Source organism: Saccharothrix violaceirubra (assembly GCF_014203755.1).
Classification (GTDB): Bacteria; Actinomycetota; Actinomycetes; order Mycobacteriales; family Pseudonocardiaceae; genus Actinosynnema; species Actinosynnema violaceirubrum.
The window spans coordinates 6,317,035-6,334,484 of sequence record NZ_JACHJS010000001.1; the positions used below are offsets into that span (position 1 = coordinate 6,317,035).

20 protein-coding genes are annotated in these 17,450 nt (G+C 70.8%); 2 read left to right on the forward strand and 18 right to left on the reverse strand.

Annotated elements, in window-relative coordinates; genetic code table 11:
• Window positions 1-114: 114 nt before the first annotated feature.
• The 9 genes from F4559_RS29120 to F4559_RS29160 form a co-directional block, all read right to left on the reverse strand.
• Window positions 115-594, reverse strand: a complete 480-nt coding sequence (locus tag F4559_RS29120; protein ID WP_184674120.1) for a hypothetical protein — start codon at window positions 592-594, stop codon at window positions 115-117.
• Window positions 595-673: 79 nt separating this feature from the next.
• Complete coding sequence (locus tag F4559_RS29125; protein ID WP_184674122.1) at window positions 674-1,954, reverse strand: DUF58 domain-containing protein; 1,281 nt, start codon at window positions 1,952-1,954, stop codon at window positions 674-676.
• Window positions 1,951-2,910 (reverse strand): AAA family ATPase, encoded by a 960-nt coding sequence (locus F4559_RS29130; RefSeq protein ID WP_184674124.1) that lies wholly within the window; start codon window positions 2,908-2,910, stop codon window positions 1,951-1,953. Before F4559_RS29130 ends, F4559_RS29125 begins: the two co-directional genes overlap by 4 nt.
• Window positions 2,907-3,371, reverse strand: a complete 465-nt coding sequence (locus F4559_RS29135; protein ID WP_184674126.1) for a hypothetical protein — start codon at window positions 3,369-3,371, stop codon at window positions 2,907-2,909. Before F4559_RS29135 ends, F4559_RS29130 begins: the two co-directional genes overlap by 4 nt.
• Entirely contained in the window at window positions 3,368-4,015 is a 648-nt protein-coding gene (locus tag F4559_RS29140) for a DUF4129 domain-containing protein (RefSeq protein WP_184674128.1), read from the reverse strand. Before F4559_RS29140 ends, F4559_RS29135 begins: the two co-directional genes overlap by 4 nt.
• Window positions 4,016-4,057: 42 nt before the next feature.
• Window positions 4,058-4,384 carry a hypothetical protein gene (locus F4559_RS29145; protein WP_184674130.1) on the reverse strand — a complete coding sequence of 109 codons (327 nt, stop codon included), beginning with the start codon at window positions 4,382-4,384 and terminating at the stop codon, window positions 4,058-4,060.
• Between the two features lie 218 nt (window positions 4,385-4,602).
• Entirely contained in the window at window positions 4,603-4,902 is a 300-nt protein-coding gene (locus F4559_RS29150) for a HigA family addiction module antitoxin (RefSeq protein WP_184674132.1), read from the reverse strand.
• A gap of 12 nt (window positions 4,903-4,914) precedes the next feature.
• Window positions 4,915-5,196, reverse strand: a complete 282-nt coding sequence (locus F4559_RS29155; protein WP_184674134.1) for a type II toxin-antitoxin system RelE/ParE family toxin — start codon at window positions 5,194-5,196, stop codon at window positions 4,915-4,917.
• Between the two features lie 77 nt (window positions 5,197-5,273).
• On the reverse strand, window positions 5,274-5,621 hold the full coding sequence (locus F4559_RS29160) for a CPCC family cysteine-rich protein (RefSeq protein WP_246445356.1): 348 nt from the start codon (window positions 5,619-5,621) through the stop codon (window positions 5,274-5,276).
• An 85-nt stretch (window positions 5,622-5,706) separates the two neighbouring features.
• Here F4559_RS29160 and F4559_RS29165 point away from each other — a divergent pair, with 85 nt between their 5' ends.
• Window positions 5,707-7,167 carry a S10 family peptidase gene (locus F4559_RS29165; protein ID WP_184674136.1) on the forward strand — a complete coding sequence of 487 codons (1,461 nt, stop codon included), beginning with the start codon at window positions 5,707-5,709 and terminating at the stop codon, window positions 7,165-7,167.
• Between the two features lie 44 nt (window positions 7,168-7,211).
• Here the strand turns inward: F4559_RS29165 and F4559_RS29170 are convergent, their stop codons facing one another.
• The 5 genes from F4559_RS29170 to F4559_RS29190 all read right to left on the reverse strand — a co-directional run bounded on the left by F4559_RS29170 (window position 7,212) and on the right by F4559_RS29190 (window position 12,666).
• Window positions 7,212-8,204: an ABC transporter ATP-binding protein gene (locus F4559_RS29170; protein ID WP_184674138.1), complete on the reverse strand. Its 993-nt coding sequence runs from the start codon at window positions 8,202-8,204 to the stop codon at window positions 7,212-7,214.
• Window positions 8,197-9,174, reverse strand: coding sequence for an ABC transporter ATP-binding protein (locus F4559_RS29175; RefSeq protein ID WP_376774726.1), 978 nt, complete (start codon window positions 9,172-9,174; stop codon window positions 8,197-8,199). The genes F4559_RS29170 and F4559_RS29175 overlap by 8 nt, the downstream gene beginning before the upstream one ends.
• A 2-nt stretch (window positions 9,175-9,176) precedes the next feature.
• Window positions 9,177-10,094, reverse strand: coding sequence for an ABC transporter permease (locus F4559_RS29180; RefSeq protein WP_184674142.1), 918 nt, complete (start codon window positions 10,092-10,094; stop codon window positions 9,177-9,179).
• Entirely contained in the window at window positions 10,087-11,010 is a 924-nt protein-coding gene (locus tag F4559_RS29185) for an ABC transporter permease (protein WP_184674144.1), read from the reverse strand. The genes F4559_RS29180 and F4559_RS29185 overlap by 8 nt, the downstream gene beginning before the upstream one ends.
• Window positions 11,011-11,073: 63 nt before the next feature.
• Entirely contained in the window at window positions 11,074-12,666 is a 1,593-nt protein-coding gene (locus tag F4559_RS29190) for a peptide ABC transporter substrate-binding protein (protein ID WP_312865879.1), read from the reverse strand.
• Between the two features lie 446 nt (window positions 12,667-13,112).
• Between F4559_RS29190 and F4559_RS29195 the strand changes: the two genes are divergently transcribed.
• Complete coding sequence (locus F4559_RS29195; protein ID WP_184674146.1) at window positions 13,113-13,649, forward strand: hypothetical protein; 537 nt, start codon at window positions 13,113-13,115, stop codon at window positions 13,647-13,649.
• Between the two features lie 63 nt (window positions 13,650-13,712).
• Here F4559_RS29195 and F4559_RS29200 read toward each other — a convergent pair whose 3' ends face one another.
• The 4 genes from F4559_RS29200 to F4559_RS36605 form a co-directional block, all read right to left on the reverse strand.
• Window positions 13,713-14,663 carry a Ppx/GppA phosphatase family protein gene (locus F4559_RS29200; RefSeq protein WP_184674147.1) on the reverse strand — a complete coding sequence of 317 codons (951 nt, stop codon included), beginning with the start codon at window positions 14,661-14,663 and terminating at the stop codon, window positions 13,713-13,715.
• Window positions 14,664-14,703: 40 nt separating this feature from the next.
• Entirely contained in the window at window positions 14,704-15,999 is a 1,296-nt protein-coding gene (locus F4559_RS29205; RefSeq protein ID WP_312865880.1) for a lytic transglycosylase domain-containing protein, read from the reverse strand.
• A gap of 123 nt (window positions 16,000-16,122) precedes the next feature.
• Window positions 16,123-16,617, reverse strand: coding sequence for a DUF501 domain-containing protein (locus F4559_RS29210; RefSeq protein ID WP_184674148.1), 495 nt, complete (start codon window positions 16,615-16,617; stop codon window positions 16,123-16,125).
• Window positions 16,614-17,411 (reverse strand): FtsB family cell division protein, encoded by a 798-nt coding sequence (locus F4559_RS36605; RefSeq protein ID WP_312865881.1) that lies wholly within the window; start codon window positions 17,409-17,411, stop codon window positions 16,614-16,616. The genes F4559_RS29210 and F4559_RS36605 overlap by 4 nt, the downstream gene beginning before the upstream one ends.
• Window positions 17,412-17,450: the final 39 nt, after the last annotated feature.

Consider the following 17,450-nt stretch of genomic DNA (forward strand, 5'->3'; position numbering starts at 1 on the left):
CGATGGTCGCCGGGTGATGGTCGACACGTGGCCGCTGACCTGGACGGGACGGGAAAACCCCTGAGAGAAACGATCCAGTTGGTCAGCTCGCGCTGAGCCGGGGGGCCGTTTTCCTCAGCCTCGACGCCGCAGCAGGACGACCGTGCCCACCACGAGCCCGGCGGCTGCGGTAAGTCCTACCAGTTCGACTGTTTCGTCCGTTGTGCCCGGCGGGATCAGGTAGACCACGCCGACCAACGCGAACGCCGCGAGCTGCACCAGGCCGAACCTCTTGGCGGGTGCGCGCAGGGCGGCGACGTCCAGCCGTGCGGACACCGGCACGACCGCCGCGTAGGCGGTCGTCAGGTGCAGCAGGTGCAGCAGCACGACCAGCGCCGACACGGCCACGACGCCCGCGTCCTCGACGAACGCCATCGCCACCGCCGGGTAGCCCACCAGCAGCACGGCGGCGGCCGACGCCGGGATGGCCGCCGTCACCGCGGCCAGGGCCAGGTAGAGCCCGACCGCGAGCCAGTCGACCCCCTCGGCCGCCAGGACGAGCCCGACCACCAGGGCCCCGGCCCCGATCCCGCCCCGCAACACCCACCCGTTCACGCGAGTCCTCCACTCGGACACCCCGAAATACTCACTCGGGCACCCCGAACCACACGTTTCGGGCACCCCCGAACCGGACTCACCGGACCGTCCGCCGGGCCGAACGGGCCTGGCGGAGCGTGCCCGCGATCGAGCCGCCACCGCCGTCCCACCGCACGACGGCCACCCCGTGCCGACGCATGGCCTCCAACCGCACCTCGTGCTCGGCCGCGATCACCGCCAGCGCGCCCGCCCCCCACGGGTCGGGATCGGCCACCAGCGGGGCGGGCAGGGCGTCCACGGCCAGCACGACGTTGCCCCGGCGCGCGGCGTGCACGGTCGCCTCGACCACCTCGGCGTCGAGGAACGGCGACAGCACGACCACCAGCGCCCCGTGCGGCACCTGCCGGTGGGCGAGCACGGGTCGCGGAGCCCAGCCCGCCGACCGCGCGCACACCACGAGCTGGTTGCGCAGTCGCAACAACTGTCGGCGGCCCGCCCCCGCACGCACGCCGAGCTGCGGCCGGCCAAGGTCGACCAGCCCCACCCGGTCGCCCTGGCGCAGGTAACCGGCCGCCAACGACGCCGCCGCCCGGCACGCCACGTCGAGGCTGCCGCCCGGCCGGATCGTCACGCCCTGGTCCGCGACCGCCCACTCCCCCACCCGGGTGCCCACGTCGAGCCGGGTGTCCAACGCCAGCACGACGTCCGCGTCCGCCTCGGCGTGGTGCTCGCGCACGTGCAGGCCGCCGGACCGCAGCGACACCCGCCAGTCGATCCGCTTGAGCCGGTCGCCCGGCTGGAACGCCCGGATGTCGCGCAGCTCCGTCGAATCGCCCGGCCGCCACGCCCGGTGCGCGCCGACCAGGCCCGAGGCGCGGGCGGGCAGCAGACCGGCGGGCAGCACGGCGACCGGCGGCAGGACCACGCGACCCAGCTCGACCCCGGTGACCGGCCCGTAGACGAGCAACGCGTCGGGCCCGACCGCGAGGTGGTCCGGGCGCAACTCGACGCCCTCGCCCCACGCGTCACGCCGGATCGTGGCCTCGACCTCGCGGGTGCCGGCGGCCACCACGCGCACCGGTCCCAGGCCCGGCCGCCCGTCCGGCACCCGGACCGCGATCACCTCGGCGCCTTCGCCCGCGTCCAGTTCCACGACGGCCCGCGCCGCGCCGATCTCGCCGGTGCGCGGCACACCCCGCACGGACACGCGAGGCGTGCCCCGACGGCCCCGGACCGGGATCGCGATCAGCGTCGACAGCAGCAGCGGCGTGCCGAACAGCACCAGCGCGACCTTGTGCAGCACCAGCCCGAACACGACCAGGCCGACGCCCAGCGCCAGGCCCCGGACCAGCGCGTCCGTCGGCTGCCACCGCGTCACGAGCGGCTGCTCGCCGGGCCGGGCACGCCGCCCAGCAGCCCGTCGACCACCTCGACGCCGGTCGTGCCCGACGTCCACGTCTCCGGTCGCAACGTGAGCCGGTGCGCCAACGCCGGGACCGCGCACTCCTTCACGTCCTCGGGCAGGACGAAGTCCCGCCCGTCCAGCACGGCCAACGCCCGGGAGACGAGCACGAGCGCCAACGCGCCGCGTGGCGACGCACCCACCTCGACGGCCGGGTGCGACCGCGTGGCCGACGCCAGGTCGACGCAGTACCGCAGCACGTCCGGGTCGACGGACACGGTCTCGACGCCGCGCTGCAACGCGAGCAGGCGGTCGGCGTCGAGCACGGGCGCGACCTCGGCGTCCTCCTGCTGCCGGGCCAGGCGGCGGCGCAGCACCTCCACCTCCTCGTCGGCGGGCGGGTAGCCGACGTCCAGCCGCAGCAGGAACCGGTCGAGCTGGGCCTCGGGCAGCGGGTAGGTGCCCTCGTACTCCACGGGGTTCGCGGTGGCCAGGACGTGGAACGGGCGGGGCAGCGGGAACGTCCGGCCCTCGACCGTGACCTGGCGTTCCTGCATGGCTTCCAGCAGCGCGGACTGGGTCTTGGGCGGCGTGCGGTTGATCTCGTCGGCCAGCAGCAGGCCGGTGAACAGCGGGCCGGGGCGGAACGTGAAGTCGCGGTCGCCGGGGTTGTACAGGAAGGAGCCGGTGACGTCGGCGGGCAGCAGGTCGGGCGTGCACTGGAGGCGTTTGAAGTCCAGTCGCAGCGCCTGGGCCAACGACCGCGCCATCAGCGTCTTGCCCAGACCGGGCACGTCCTCGAACAGCACGTGCCCGCCGGCGAGGATCGCGGCCAGCGCGAGCCGCAGCGAGCGCTGTCGACCGACGACGACGGTGCCGACCGCGTCGAGCACGGCCTTGCCGTCGGCGGCGATGGTGTCCACGGACGTCACAGGTCCTCCAGGAGTTCGGCGAAGCGCTTCGGGTCGGGGAGGGTGGCGTCGGGCGCCGTGACCAGGCGGTGCAGTTCGGGGCCGAGCAGCGCGACGGCGCGCGGGTCGGCCAGGTCGGGCACGCCGTGGCGTTGGCGCAGCCGGGCTTCGACGAGCCGGCGCAGGCGCGGCTGGACGCGTGACGCGAACCGGTCGGGGTCGACGGCGGCCTCGGCCAGCCGGGTGGCCAGCGTGCTCGCCTGCACGGTGGTGGCGCTGGAGTGGTGGACGGGCGGCGGCGCCCAGTGGACGTCGGCGGCGCGCGGCAGCCGGGCGCCGAGCAGGGCCAGGGCGGCGACGGGGACGGCGATCACGACGGACCAGAACAGGGACGCGCCCATGTGGTTGATCCCGAACACCGTGGCCACGCCGACGACCACGGCGACGAGCACGGACTGCGCCACGCCGGTGAGCGGGTTCACCCGAGATCACGCACGATCGTGGCCAAGGCGGTGGTCGCGGTGCGCGCGTCGGCCTCGGTCACCTCGCCGGTGCCGAAGCGGGCACGCTGGTAGGCGCCGCGCAGCGCGGCGGTCGCCGACTCGTCGACCCGGTAGCGGTCGAGCAGCGACCCGGTGAACTCGGTCGAGGTCTGGTGGTCGAGCCGGGTGACGCCGCTGTCCGCGGCGGCCCGCTCCAGACGTAACCAGGCGGCCACGACCGCGTCGCCGGGCGGGCCGCCTTCGCGGGCGCGCAGCTCGTGCAACGCGGCCCGCGCGCCGTCCACGAACACTTCGGACGGCGGCCCGTCGACGGCGTCGGCGTCGGTGACCGGCACGACGTCACGGCCGCGCGGCCGACGTTTCCGGCGGCCGAACAACGTCCACAGCAGGGCGACGAACGCGACGACGGCGGCGAGCGACAGGACCCCGTAGACGAGGACGAGCGAGGCGCCGACGGGTCCCGCCCCGTAGTCCGGGACGGCCTCCACCTCCAGGGAGGGCGGCACTTCGACGGCCGTGTCGTCGACCGGTGGGGGTTGGGCGTACCGCACGGGCGAGGTACCCCGTGCGGCGATCGCGACCAGCAGCAACGCCGTCCCCGCGACGAGCAGACGGGACTTCATGCGTGCAGCATGCCTCGCCGAGGGCGATCTCCGATGCGGATTTCAGACGAATCGAACGGACCGCGCGTCGCTGTCGTGGATGCGCTTTTCGCGCGGTTCGAGGACGTAGTAGTCGCCTTGGCAGTCGTCTTCCCGGTAGACGATCGCGGTCGCGTCGGTCTGGTTGCGGGTGGACCGGGCGAGCCGCTCGTCGCCGAGTCCGGGAAAGGCCAGGCAGGTGCCGATCTCCGGATCACGCAGCGAACCGGTCTCCACGTCGCCCAGATCGGTGGAGTAGACGTAGCGGAACTGGCCCTTGGCGTCGGCGTCGGCGGCGACGGCCGTGCCGGGGAGGACGAGGGCGGCGACGAGCACGAGGAGCGCTCTCATGGGCGGGGCCTTTCGGGTTCGGGACACCTCCACCCTGGGCCGCGCCCGCCGGACCCGCAGCCCGGTCACCCGAACGAGCCACCGTTCGACGGTCGCGAGGTCGTGGACCATGAGCCAGGAGCGTCGGGCCACGCGCCGACAGCCCGGGAGAAGCGGCGCTCCCCGCGGTGGCCGGGCCGCTTGCGCCGACCCGGGGGTCGAACGACCCGGTCATCCCGCTACGCGCTCGCCAGGGGCTGAATGCGCGCCAGTTCGTGCGCTACCCGGTCCTTCTGCTGTTCGATGTCGTAGCGGGCCTGGAGGTTGAGCCAGAACCGCTCGGACGTCCCGAAGTACCGGGCCAGGCGGAGGGCGGTGTCCGCCGAGATGCCGCGCTTGCCGTGCACGATCTCGTTGATGCGACGCGGCGGGACACCGATGGCGATGGCGAGGCGGTGCTGGGTGACCCCGAGCGGTTCGAGGTACTCCTCCGCGAGGATCTCGCCGGGGTGGACGGGAAGCATGATGTCTTCGGTCATCCCCTCACTCCTTCAGTGGTAATCCGCTATCTCGACATCCTCCGGTCCTGCGTCCGTCCAGCGGAAGCAGATCCGCCACTGCTGATCCACCCGGATGCTGTACTGCCCGGCCCGGTCACCCTGGAGCTTCTCCAGGCGGTTGCCGGGCGGCACGCGCAGGTCCTCCAAGGTCTCGGCCGCGTCCAGGATCGCGAGTTTGCGCAACGCCACCCGTTGGACCGCGGGGTCAAGCGCCCGCGAACGCCGTCGTAGCCATACCCGCTCGGTCTCCCTGCCGACGAACGACCTCAACACCCATCCAAGCATAACGCATTCCGTTAATAACGGCCACCGTTATGCCAGCGGGTTCCGGCGACCGGCCGCCGCCCAGGTCAGGCGGGTGGGACGTGGTTTCCCCGGACACCGCCGGAGGCGATGTAGTCGGCGCGGGCGTCGTCCAGGCTGAGCGAGCCGTTGGGGCCGCCTCGGACCATGGCGCTGTCGTGGTCGTCCTGGCCGTCGTCCTCCCAGCCGCACTCGTTGCAGATGTCGTACTCGGCACGGGCGTCGAGGGTCGGGTGGCCGCAGCACGGGCACGTGTAAGGCCCGCCGCCCTTGGGTGCCTTGACGTCCCTCATGTCCAGGTACGACGCGTAGTAGCGCGACTTGTCGGGCGGCGAGTTCTCCGACTCCGTCCGCGGCACGTGCACGCCGGGGTAAGGCAGGTCCTCGTACCGCATCGTCCCTCCAGGTCCGCGAATGTCGCCGCCCCGACCAGGATCTCAGGAGCGTCGCCGTCCCGCCTCCGACCGTAGAGTCGCGACCATGACCGACAAGGACGCCCCCGAGGACGAGAAGGACCTCCCGTCCGACGACTTCGTCACCACCCGGCACAGCATCACCGTCAAGCAGCGCACGTTGGACTACACCGCGACCACCGGTCGGGTGGTGCTGCGCCAGGAGGTGCTCACCGACGGCAAGTTCGACGGCCACGTGCCCAAGGCCGAGGTCTTCCTCACCTCCTACACGCTCGACGGCGCCGATCCCGCCGAGCGGCCGGTCACGTTCGCGTTCAACGGCGGCCCCGGCTCGTCGAGCGTGTGGCTGCACCTGGGCCTGTTCGGTCCCCGGAGGGTGGTCTCCGGCGACGTCGGCGCGATCGCCAAGCCGCCCTACGAACTCGTCGACAACCCGGAGACGTTGCTCGCGCACAGCGACCTCGTGTTCATCGACCCGGTCTCCACGGGCTTCTCCCGCGCGGTCAAGGGCGAGAAGCCCGGCGACCACCACGGGTTCACCGGTGACGTCGAGTCGGTCGGCGAGGTGATCCGGCTGTGGACCACGCGCAACGGCCGCTGGCTCTCGCCCAAGTTCCTCGCGGGCGAGTCGTACGGCACGACCCGCGCGTCCGCGTTGGCCGACCACCTCCAGAACCGCTACGGCCTCTACCTCAACGGCCTGGTGCTGATCTCGACCGCGCTGGACTTCGGCACGCTGGACTTCGGCACGGGCAACGACCTGCCGTACACGCTCTTCCTGCCCACGTACGCGGCGATCGCGCACTACCACGGCTTCCACGAGGGCCGCACGCTCGCGGACGTGCTCGCCGAGGCCGAGGAGTTCGCCGCCCGCGACTACCCGTGGGCGCTCGCCCGCGGCAGTCGGCTGTCGGCGGCCGAACGTGCCGACGTCGTCGCCCGGATCGCCCGGTTGACCGGCGTGTCCGAGGAGTACGCCGACAGCGTGGACCTGCGGTTGGAGCACGTCCGCTACTACACCGAACTGCTGCGTCCACGCCGGTTGGCCGTGGGCCGGCTCGACTCGCGGTTCACCGGGCCGGAGGCCGATTACGGCCGCGAGCACTTCTCCCAGGACCCGTCGTACGCGGCGATCCTCGGCCCGTACAGCGCGACGCTCAACCACTACCTCAAGGTCGAGCTGGAGTACGCCAACGACCTGCCGTACGAGATCCTCACCGGCAACGTGCGCCCGTGGTCGTACCAGGAGTTCGAGAACGCGCACGTGACCGTGGTGGACAAGCTGTCGGCGGCGCTACGTGCCAACCCGCACCTGAAGGTCCACGTGGCGTCGGGTTACCTGGACGGTGCCACGCCGTACTTCGCGACCGAGCACGTGCTGGCGCACCTGGCGATCCCGGCCGAGCTTCACGACAACATCGAGCACGCGTACTACGAGGCCGGGCACATGATGTACGTACACGAACCTTCCCGTGTGCAGCAGTCGAAAGACATCGCGGCGTTCGTCCACAAGGCATCGAACCGTTGAGATGACCGTTGTGGGGGAAGGAAACCCTTCCCCCACAACGGTTTCTAAGGAACTACCGAACGCTCCTCCGCGAAGTGGCACGCCGACGCGTGACCACCGCGCACCACCAACGCGGGCTCCTCCTCCGCGCACACGTCCCGCGCCTTCCAGCACCGCGTGCGGAACCGGCAGCCCGAAGGCGGGTCGATCGGCGAGGGCACGTCACCGCTGAGCCGGATCACGTCCCGCCGCCCGCGCAGTTCCGGGTCCGCCACCGGCACGGCCGAGAGCAGCGCCTGCGTGTACGGGTGGGTCGGGTGCGCGTAGATCTCGTCCTCGGTGCCGATCTCGACGATCTTGCCCAGGTACATCACGGCGACCCGGTCCGACAGGTGCCGCACCACGGACAGGTCGTGCGCGATGAAGATGTACGCCAGGCCGAACTGCCGCTGGAGGTCGGCGAGCAGGTTCATCACCTGCGCCTGGATCGACACGTCCAAAGCGGACACCGGCTCGTCGCACACGATCACCTTGGGCCGCAACGCCAACGCCCGCGCGATGCCGATGCGCTGCCGCTGCCCGCCGGAGAACTGGTGCGGGTACCGGTTGATGTGCTCGGGGTTGAGGCCGACCACGTCGAGCAGTTCGCGCACGCGTGCCGCCCGTAACCCCTTCGGCGCGACCTCGGGGTGGATCTCGAACGGCTCGCCGACGATGTCGCCGACGGTCATCCGGGGGTTGAGCGAGGTGTACGGGTCCTGCATGACCAGCTGCATCTCGCGCCGCCACCGGCTCACGGCGGCGCCACGCAGCTTGAACAGCGACGAGCCCTCGAACGTGACCTCGCCGGACGTCGGCGGCTCCAACCGCATCAGCACCTGGGCGAGTGTGGACTTGCCGCACCCGGACTCGCCGACGACGCCGAGCGTCTCCCCGGCCGACAGCGTGAACGACACGTCGTCCACGGCGCGCACCCGGCCGATGGTCCGCTTGAACACCACGCCCCGGGTCACCGGGAAGTGCTTGACCAGGTTGCGGACTTCGAGCAGTTCAACCACCGAGCACCTCCGGTGCGAAATGGCACGCGCTGGTCCGGCCGCCGAGGTCGAGCGGCGGCGGCACCTCGGCCAGGCAGCGGTCCTCGGCGCGCGGGCAGCGCGGGTGGAACGGGCACCCGGACGGGATGCGCAGCAGGCTCGGCGGCAGGCCCTTGATGGTCTCCAACGTCGAGCCCTTGTCGTCCAGCCGGGGCAACGACCGCATCAGCGCGGCCGTGTACGGGTGGCCGGGCGAGCGGAACAGCGCGAACGCGTCCGCCTCCTCCACGATGCGGCCCGCGTACATGACCACGATCCGGTCGGCCACCTCGGCGACCACGCCCAGGTCGTGCGTGATCAGCACCAGGCCCATGCGCCGTTCGCGCTGGATCTCCGCGAGCAGGTCCATGATCTGGGCCTGCACGGTCACGTCCAGCGCCGTCGTGGGCTCGTCGGCGATCAGCACCTCGGGGTCCAGTGCCAGCGCCATCGCGATCATCACGCGTTGCCGCATGCCGCCGGAGAACTGGTGCGGGTAGTCGCGCACCCGGAACCGGGCGTGCGGGATCTTCACCAGGTCGAGGAGTTCCACGGCGCGCTTGCGCGCCTCGGACCGGGACATGCCCCGGCGCAGCCGAAGCTGCTCCTCGATCTGGAAACCGACCGTGAACACCGGGTTCAACGCCGAAAGCGCGTCCTGGAAGATCATCGCGATCCCCTCGGCGCGCACCTCGCGGCGGCGGTCCGCCGACGCGGTGAGCAGCTCCTCGCCGTGGAACCGGACCGAACCGCCGGTCACGAACGCGGGCGGCGTGTCCAGGATGCCCATGACCGCCTGTGCCGTGACGCTCTTGCCCGACCCGGATTCGCCCAGCACGGCCAGGGTCTCCCCGGCGCCGACGTGGTAGCTCACGCCGTTGAGCACACGGGCGACGCCGTCGCGCGTGCGGAACTCGACCCGCAGGTCCTCGACTTCGAGCACGGGGTCCACGGTCACCTCAGCTTCGGGTCGAGGGCCTCGCGCACCGCGTCGCCGAGCATCACGAACGCGAGCACGGTGGCGGTGAGGAAGGCCGAGGGGAACAGCAGGGCGTGCGGTGCGACGCGCAGGTAGTCCTTGGCGCTGTTGATCATCACGCCCCAGGACACGACCGGCGGGCGCAGGCCGATGCCCAGGTAGGACAGCGTCGCCTCCAGGCCGATGAACGCGCCGAGCACGATCGTCGAGTACACCAGGACCGGTGCGACGCAGTTGGGCAGCAGGTGCTTGACGATGATCCGCCGGGGTCCGGCGCCCAACGCCCGTGCCGCTTTCACGTAGTCCTGCTGCTTGGCCGCGATCGCCGTCGACCGCATGATCCGCATCGACACCGGCCACGACAGCACGACCAGCGACAGCACCACCTGCGCCACGATCCGCGCCGCGCCCGCGTCACCGCCCGCGTTGAGCGTGGTCAGGATGACGATCGCGCCCAGCACGAACGGGATGCCGACGAAGATGTCCGCGATCCGCGACAGCACGACATCGAGCCAGCCGCCGTAGAAGCCGCACATCATGCCGACCGCGGCACCCAGCAGCACGGCACCGGCCATGGCCATCAACCCGACCACGATCGACGCCCGCGCGCCGTAGACGACCCGGGCGTAGATGTCGTAACCCTGGTTGTCGTAGCCGAACCAGGCGGCCGACGACGGCGCCTGCCGACTGCGCGACAGCATCGCCAGGGTCGGGTCGGCCGAGGTGAACAGGCCGGGGAACAGCGCCATCAGCAGCACGAACGCGATGATCGCCACCGACACCCAGAACAGCGGGCGGTGGCGCAACGCGTACCAGGCGTCGCCGAACAGACCGCGGGTCCGACCGGTGTCGGGCTGCTCGACCGTGGACAGCGCGGCGAACTGGTCACTCATAGCGAATCCTCGGGTCGAGCACGGCGTAGAGCAGGTCCACCAGCAGCGTCATCAGCAGGTAGACCAGCACCAGGACGGTGACGACACCCGTCACCATCGCGCCGTCCTTGGTCAGGATCGAGCGGAACACCAGGCCGCCGACGCCGGGCACGTTGAAGATGCCCTCGGTGACGATCGCGCCGCCGAGGAACGCGCCGAGGTCCGTGCCCAGGAACGTGATCACCGGGATCAGCGAGTTCCGCAACAGGTGCACGCCGACCACACGACGTGGCCGCATGCCCTTGGCCAGCGCGGTGCGCACGTAGTCCGCGCGCTTGTTCTCCGCGATGGACGCGCGCGAAAGCCTTGCCACGTATGCCATCGAGAGGCTTGCCAGCACGAAGCCCGGCACGATCAGGTTCACGAACGTCGGTTTCGACACCGTCGGCGTGATCCAGCCGAGCTGGATGCCGAACACGAGCTGCACCACGTAGCCGGTCACGAACACCGGGATCGAGATCAGGAACAGCGTCGACACGAGCACGAGGCTGTCCAGGAAACCCCGGCCGCGCAGACCGCTGACCACACCGGCGGTGATGCCGATGACGGCTTCGATCAGCAACGCCACCACGGCGAGCTTGAGCGTGACCGGGAACGTCGCCGCGATCCGGTCCGCGACCTCCAGGCCCGACGACGTCTTGCCGAAGTCGCCCTGCAGGAGGTTGGCCAGGTACTTGCCGTACTGGACGAACACGTTGTCGTCCAGGTTGAACTGCTCGCGCATGGCAGCGACGTACGAGGGCGGGCAGTCGCGTTCGCCGCACTTGCCCTCGAACGGGTCACCGGGGACGGCCCAGACCATCACGTAGATGAGGAACGTCGTGCCGAGGAACACCGGGATCATCTGCAACAGCCTGCGCAGCACGTAACGCCCCACCGCACACTCCCAACCACAGGCCGCGGTCCGGCCCGAGCGCGGGCCGGACCACGACGTGAGCCACTACTTGGTGACCTCGACGCTGAACAGGTCGAGCGAGCGGAACGGGTCGAGGGTCGCGGTCTTGAGCCGGTTCGACTTGCCGCCGATGGTGTTCTGCGTCCACAGCGGGATCGTCGGCATGTCCTGGGCCGCGATCTTCTCGGCGTCCTGGTACAGCTTGTTCGCCTCGTCCTTGCTCGGCGCCTTGTCGGCCTCGGCGAGCTTGGCGTCGAACGCGGGGTTGCTGTACAGGCCGTCGTTGGAGGACGCGCCGGTGCGCAGGATGGGCGTGAGCCAGTTCTCGATCGACGGGTAGTCCGCGATCCAGCCCGCGCGGTACATGCCGGTCATCTCGTGCGCGTTCACCTTCTGGCGGAACTCGCCGAAGCTGGTGGTGGGCACGAACTTGATGTCGATGCCGAGCGTGTTCTTGATGCTGTTCACCACGGCCTCGGCCCACTCCTGGTGGCCGCCGTCGGTGTTGGACTGGAGGATGATCGGCCCGGTGTAGTTCGCCTTGGCCCAGTACTCCTTGGCCTTGGTCGGGTCGAACTTGCAGAACTCGCACTGGCCGGGCTTGTAGCCCTCGGTCAGCGGGTGCACCCAGCCGTCGGCGGGCTTGCGGCTGCCCTCGAAGATCCGCTGGGTGATCTCCTCGCGGTTGATCGCCAGGGACAGCGCCTTGCGCACGTTCACGTCGTCATAAGGCTTGAGGTAGAACGGGAACGCGATCGTCTGGTTGTTCAGCGTCTCCCGCTGCACGACCCGGTCGCCGAGGTCCTGCTCGTACTTCTGGCCGGCGAGCGCGTTGGGCGGCAACTCCTCCATGAAGTCCAGGGAGTTGGTGACGAGGTCGCCGTAGGCCGCCTCACGGCTCTGGTACGCCTTGAGCGTCAGGTCCTTGAACTTCGGCTTCTCGCCGCCCTTGTAGTCGTCCCACCGGGTCAGCTTGATCTCCTGCCCGACGACCCGCGACACGAACCGGAACGGCCCGTTGCCGATGGGGTGCTGCTCGAAAGCGGCCTTGTCCTTGAAGAAGGACTCGGGCAGCGGCGAGAACACCTCGTAGCCCACGGTCACGGGGAAGACGGAGAACGCCTCCGAAAGCGTGATGGTGAACGTGGTGTCGTCGACGACCTTCAACCCGGACAGGGTGTTCGCGGTGGGCGTCGGCGCGGGCTGCGGCCCGTCCGGCCCGTCGGGGTCCTTGGGGTTGACCGCCGAGTAGCCCTCGATCTGCGAGAAGAAGCTGGCGCCCTGGGCGGCGTTGGGCCCGTAGGCCGTCCAGTTCCACGCGTCGACGAAGGACTTGGCCGTCACCGGCGAGCCGTCGTGGAACGTCCAGCCGCTCTTGAGCTTCACGGTGAAGAGCTTGGAGTCCTTGGTCTCGAAGGACTCGGCCATGGCGTTGACCGGCTTGGCGTCCTTGGGGTCGTACTCGATCAACCCGGTGAACAGCGGGTCGAGCACGTTGCCGCCGCCGACCTCGGTCGTGTTACCCGGGACGAGGGGGTTCTCGGGTTCCGTGTTGAAGATCGTGATGCCCGCGTCCGTGTCCACCGTCGCCTCGGGCTCGGCCGGCGTGGCGCAGGCCGTCGCGGCCAAAGCCGCCACAGCCAGTAGTGGAACTAACCGAACACGTGACATTCCGGCCTCCCGGGGTAACCGAGCAGAGTCGCCCGCCTGCACAACGTCATGGGGACGCTATGTCCTTGTGGCAGCCGCCACACGGGTGACCGGGTCACGAGACCGTCACGAACATTCCCTGTTGACACTCAAGTCCCGCCGACGCCACGAAGCCCATCCACACCGCCGTCCCCACCCGCAACCCCGGACCCCGCAGTCCCTGCCGTGTGCACCCGAACGCACATTTCGTGGTACGCCAACGCATGAACCGCGACACCACGACGCAGACCCGCCCGAGGGCGACGCCACCCGAACCGCATTGCCGGTCCTTCCGGGGCACGCCCGCGGAAGCCGGGGCGGCAGCGCGACAGAGCCGTCCGACTGGAGGAAGACGCGCCTCCGCGCCTGCCGGGTACCTCGGTACATTCCCGCCCATGGCGGAGGAACCAGTCCGGGCGGTACAGGGCGTGGTCGGGGTCGTCTACGGATTCTTCCTCGTGGAATCACCGGGGCTGGACGAACCACCACGATTCGCATTCGCCGCGCGGAACGGGTTCCTGGACGTGCTGGACGACGTGATAGGGGTACACGCCACGTCCGACTGGATCACCGCCGCCGACGTGCGAATCGAGGCGTGGCGCGATCCGCCTACGGTGGACAACAGCCTGGACGGGAGCGAGACAAGCGAACGGACCGTGCTGATCACGGACGGCTCGGTACACACACGAGCGGTACCCGCCACCGAGCCGGAGATTCCGGCACTGTCGCTCGGCGAACCTGGCTGGTACCACGTACGTGGTCACCGCCGGCGCTCCGTGGCCGATGCCCGAACCGAGGACTTCCTGCTCCGCTTCTGGCCCTCCGACACCCCGGCACCGGAAGACCGGTCCGCCGAGGCCGAGGTCGACGAGTTCACCCGGTGGAACCGGGAGATCAGAGCCTGGGCACGCGAACAGGCGTCGAGCGAATGACTCGCGGTGCCTGAACGCACAACTCGCGGTGTCTGAGTGCATAACTCGCGCGGTTGGAGGAGGTCAGGCCAGGGAGAAGGCGATGCCGTCCAGGATGTCGTGCTCACTGGCCACCAGCTCGGTCACCCCGACGGACGCCAGGTGCTCGGCCAACGTCCGCACCACCAAAGCCCCACCGCAGATGACATCCACCCGCCCGGGGTGCATCGCACCCAGAGCCGCCCGCTCCTCCCGCGTCATCGACAACAACCGCGACGTGGTCTCCCGGACCTCGTCGACCGTCAACCGCGCCAAGTGGATCGAGTACGGGTCGTAGGCGGTCAACCCCTGAGCCACGGCCACCAGCGTGGTGACCGTCCCCGCGACCCCGATCCACGTCCGGGCCTTCTCCACCGGCACGGCCGCGAAAGCCTCGGCCAACACCGAAGAAGCCACCGAGACGGCCCGCGACACCTCGGCCTCCGTGGGCGGGTCGGAAGCCAGGCACCGCTCGGTGATCCGCACGCACCCGATGTCCACCGACCGGGCCGCCGCGACCTCCCCGCGGACACCGTCCCAGTCGCCCAACACCAACTCGGTGGACCCGCCACCGATGTCGGACACCAGGAACGGCCCGCCGGAAGAGTCCACATCGGACACCGCGCCGGTGAAGGACAACCGGGCCTCCTCGTCCCCCGAGATCACCTCGGCCGAGACGCCCAGCACCTCACGGGTCATCGAGAAGAACTCGTCCTGGTTCGCCGCGTCGCGCGTCGCGGACGTGGCCACCATCCGGACCCGCTCGGCTCCCTTGCGCCGCAACACGTTCGTGTAGTCGACCAACGCCGCACGGGTCCGCGCCAACGCCTCGGCGCTCAACACCCCGGTGGCGTCGACCCCCTGCCCCAGCCGGACGACCCGCATCTCCCGGTGCACGTCGCGCAACGACAGCGCACCGTCGTCCGACGTGGACACATCGGCGACCAGCAGACGAATCGAGTTCGTCCCGCAGTCGATCGCGGCAACACGCCCCATCAGGTCCTCCTCGTCGTGATCCGAGGAGAACCGTAACCGCTCAGGCCGACTTCATCGGGGTGATCGTGGACGACGACGTCGGCGCGCCCGCCACCGCCGTGGTGGTGGTCGTCGTCGTCGCGGTCGTCGTGGTCGTCACGCACGTCGACGGCACCGTGGTCGTGGTGGTCGTCGTCGAGCTGGACGCCGTCGCCGTGGTGGTCGACGTCGAGGTGGGCGTCGTGGTCGTCGGACACCCGGGGGTAGTGGTCGTCGTCGTAGTGGTCGTGGTGGTGGTGGTGGTGGTCGACGACGAAGTCGAAGAAGAGGTCGAAGAAGAGGTCGTGGTCGTCGTGGTGGTCGGGGACGACGACGAAGAGGACGACGGCGGCGGCGGGTTCGAGGGCGCCGGGGGGTTCGACGGCGCGGGCGGCGTGTAATCGTCGTCGCCGTAGTCCTCGTCCGACCCCGGCGGCAGGTCGGGCAGCGGCGTCACGCCGCCCGCGTACGCGTCGGCCCAGTACAGGACGTTGGCCACGTACTCGTTGGAGTGGTTGTAGCGGAAGACCGCCCTGGCCCGCCCCTCGGGCGTGCCCAGGTCCCCGTCGTAGGCGCAGAGGTAGTTGCCCGCGCCGACCGTGGCGTCGTAGATGTTGTTGGGGTTGCTCTCGCCGTCGTTGTTGCCGTCGGCGGCGTAGCCGGCCCAGGTGGAGGGGATGAACTGCATCGGCCCTACCGCGCGGTCCCACACCGAGTCGTAGTCGAACTTGCCGCCGTCGGTGTCGGGGATGGCGGCCATCCCGGGGCCGCCGTTGAGCACCGGCCCCAGGATCGGTCTGGCCGTGTTGCCCTTGAGGTCCACGGTGCCGCCGTGCGCGTGGCCGGACTCGATGTGCCCGATGCCCGCGAGCAGCGACCAGTGCAGGTTGCAGCGCGGCGTGGTCTCGGCCAGCCGGTCGGCGGCCTTCATGTACGCCCGCAGCATCACACCGGGGATGCCCAGCTCTCCGGACAGGAAGTCCGCGTCACCGGGGAAGAAGTCGTCGCCGAACTCGGACGGGTCGTCGGCGTCGGCGAGCAGCGCGGCGCTCAGCTCGTCGGCCTCGGGCAGCCGGCCGCCCGCGCCGAGCGACCCGGAATCCCGCATGCGCAGGGTGCCCAGCACGTCGCCCGCGCCCGGCGGCAGGGCCTCGACGTCACCGCCGGAGGCCGCGGCCGTGATCCACCCGACGCCACCGGTGGCGCTGAGCAGGGCGGGCACGAGTGCCGCGCACGTGGCGGCGGCGGTCAACCCGCGCTGACGCGGCGTCAACGACCCCGGACGGTGCTTGCGTCCCCGTCGCTTCGGCACAGCCACGAACTCCCACTCCTCGGCACGATCCCCCGTAACGAACCTCGGTCCACCCTGCCCGATCGTTACCCCCGGTGTCACGCGCCGGAAGGCGATTTGTTCGTTAACAGCTACCGAGGACTGTGCCTACTAGCCGTTTTCCACAGTTGACGCGCAGTCGCCGTCGGGCCACCACTGGGCCAACGCGTCCAACGTCTCGTCGCCGAACGGGTTCACGCCCCGCCCCACCGCGAGCGTGTGCGCAAGGTGCACGTGCAGGCATTTCACCCGGTCCGGCATACCGCCGGCCGTGACCTGTGTGCCCAGCGACTCGATCGCGTCCCGCTCGGCCAGGTACGACTCGTGCGCCCGCAGGTACGCCGCGGCCAACTCCTCGTCCACGGCGAGGCGGTCGGTCATCTCCTTCATCAGACCGGCGCCCTCCAACCGGCTGACCAACGAGGTCAGCCGGGAGCACGTCAGGTAGTACAGGGTCGGGAACGGGGTCCCGTCCTCCAGCCTGGGGCTCGTCAGCACCACCGCCGGGTGCCCGCCGGGACACCGCGCCGCCACCGCGCGCATGCCGCGCGGCGTCCGCCCGAGCTGTGCCGCCACCGCGAGCCGGTCGGCCTCGCTCACCGTCATTTCGCCGCCACCGAGTTCCACAACTGCTCGTACCACGCCTTGTCCTTCGCCGGCCCCGCGGCCGGTTTCCGGTCCTCCGGAGTCCGATTCTCGTCGCCGGGCAACTGCACGACGTAGGGGGTCTCGCCGGGCCGCACGTAGTGCAGCCGCTGCCGCGCCTCGATCTCCCGCCGGGCCGGGTCGGCGAGCTGTTCCTTGCGGTCGGCCAACCGGTCGACCTCGGCGCGCAACGCGTCCTGCTCGGCCGTGGCCTCGCGGAGTTCCTCGCGCTGCGCCAGGTAGGTCCGCAACGGGACGGCGATGCTCAACGCCAGGGCGCAGACCACCATGGCCAGCAACGCGGCCCGCCGGGTGCCCGTCATGCCGAACGCGCCACCGGTGCCCGCGCCCGCCCGCGTCCGCGCCCGGGACTGGGGCCGCCGGTTCGCGGCCCGCGCCGACTCGCGCCGCGCCTTGGCCTTGTCCCGAGCGCTCTTCGCACCGGAAGGCTTCGTACCGGACGACTTCCCGGTCCCGAGCACACCCCGGCTCTTGCCCTCGGGCGCCTTGTCCCGACCACCGCGACCGGTCCCGCCGGCCGGCGTCTTGGTCGTACCGCCCGTCACACCGCGACCGGTCTTGCCGCCGGAGATCCTGTCCCCGCCGGCTGGACCGCCGCGTGCCGCCTTGTCGCGTGCCGCCTTGTCGCGGGACGTCTTGTCCGAATCGCCCGCACGACCGGACCGTGCCCGGGACGAGCCCGCACGTCCGGTGCCGCGGCCTTTCGACCGGCCGTCCCCCCGACCCTCGCCCACGTCGCTGCTCCCACGGTCGGCCCTGGACCGACCAGCGTC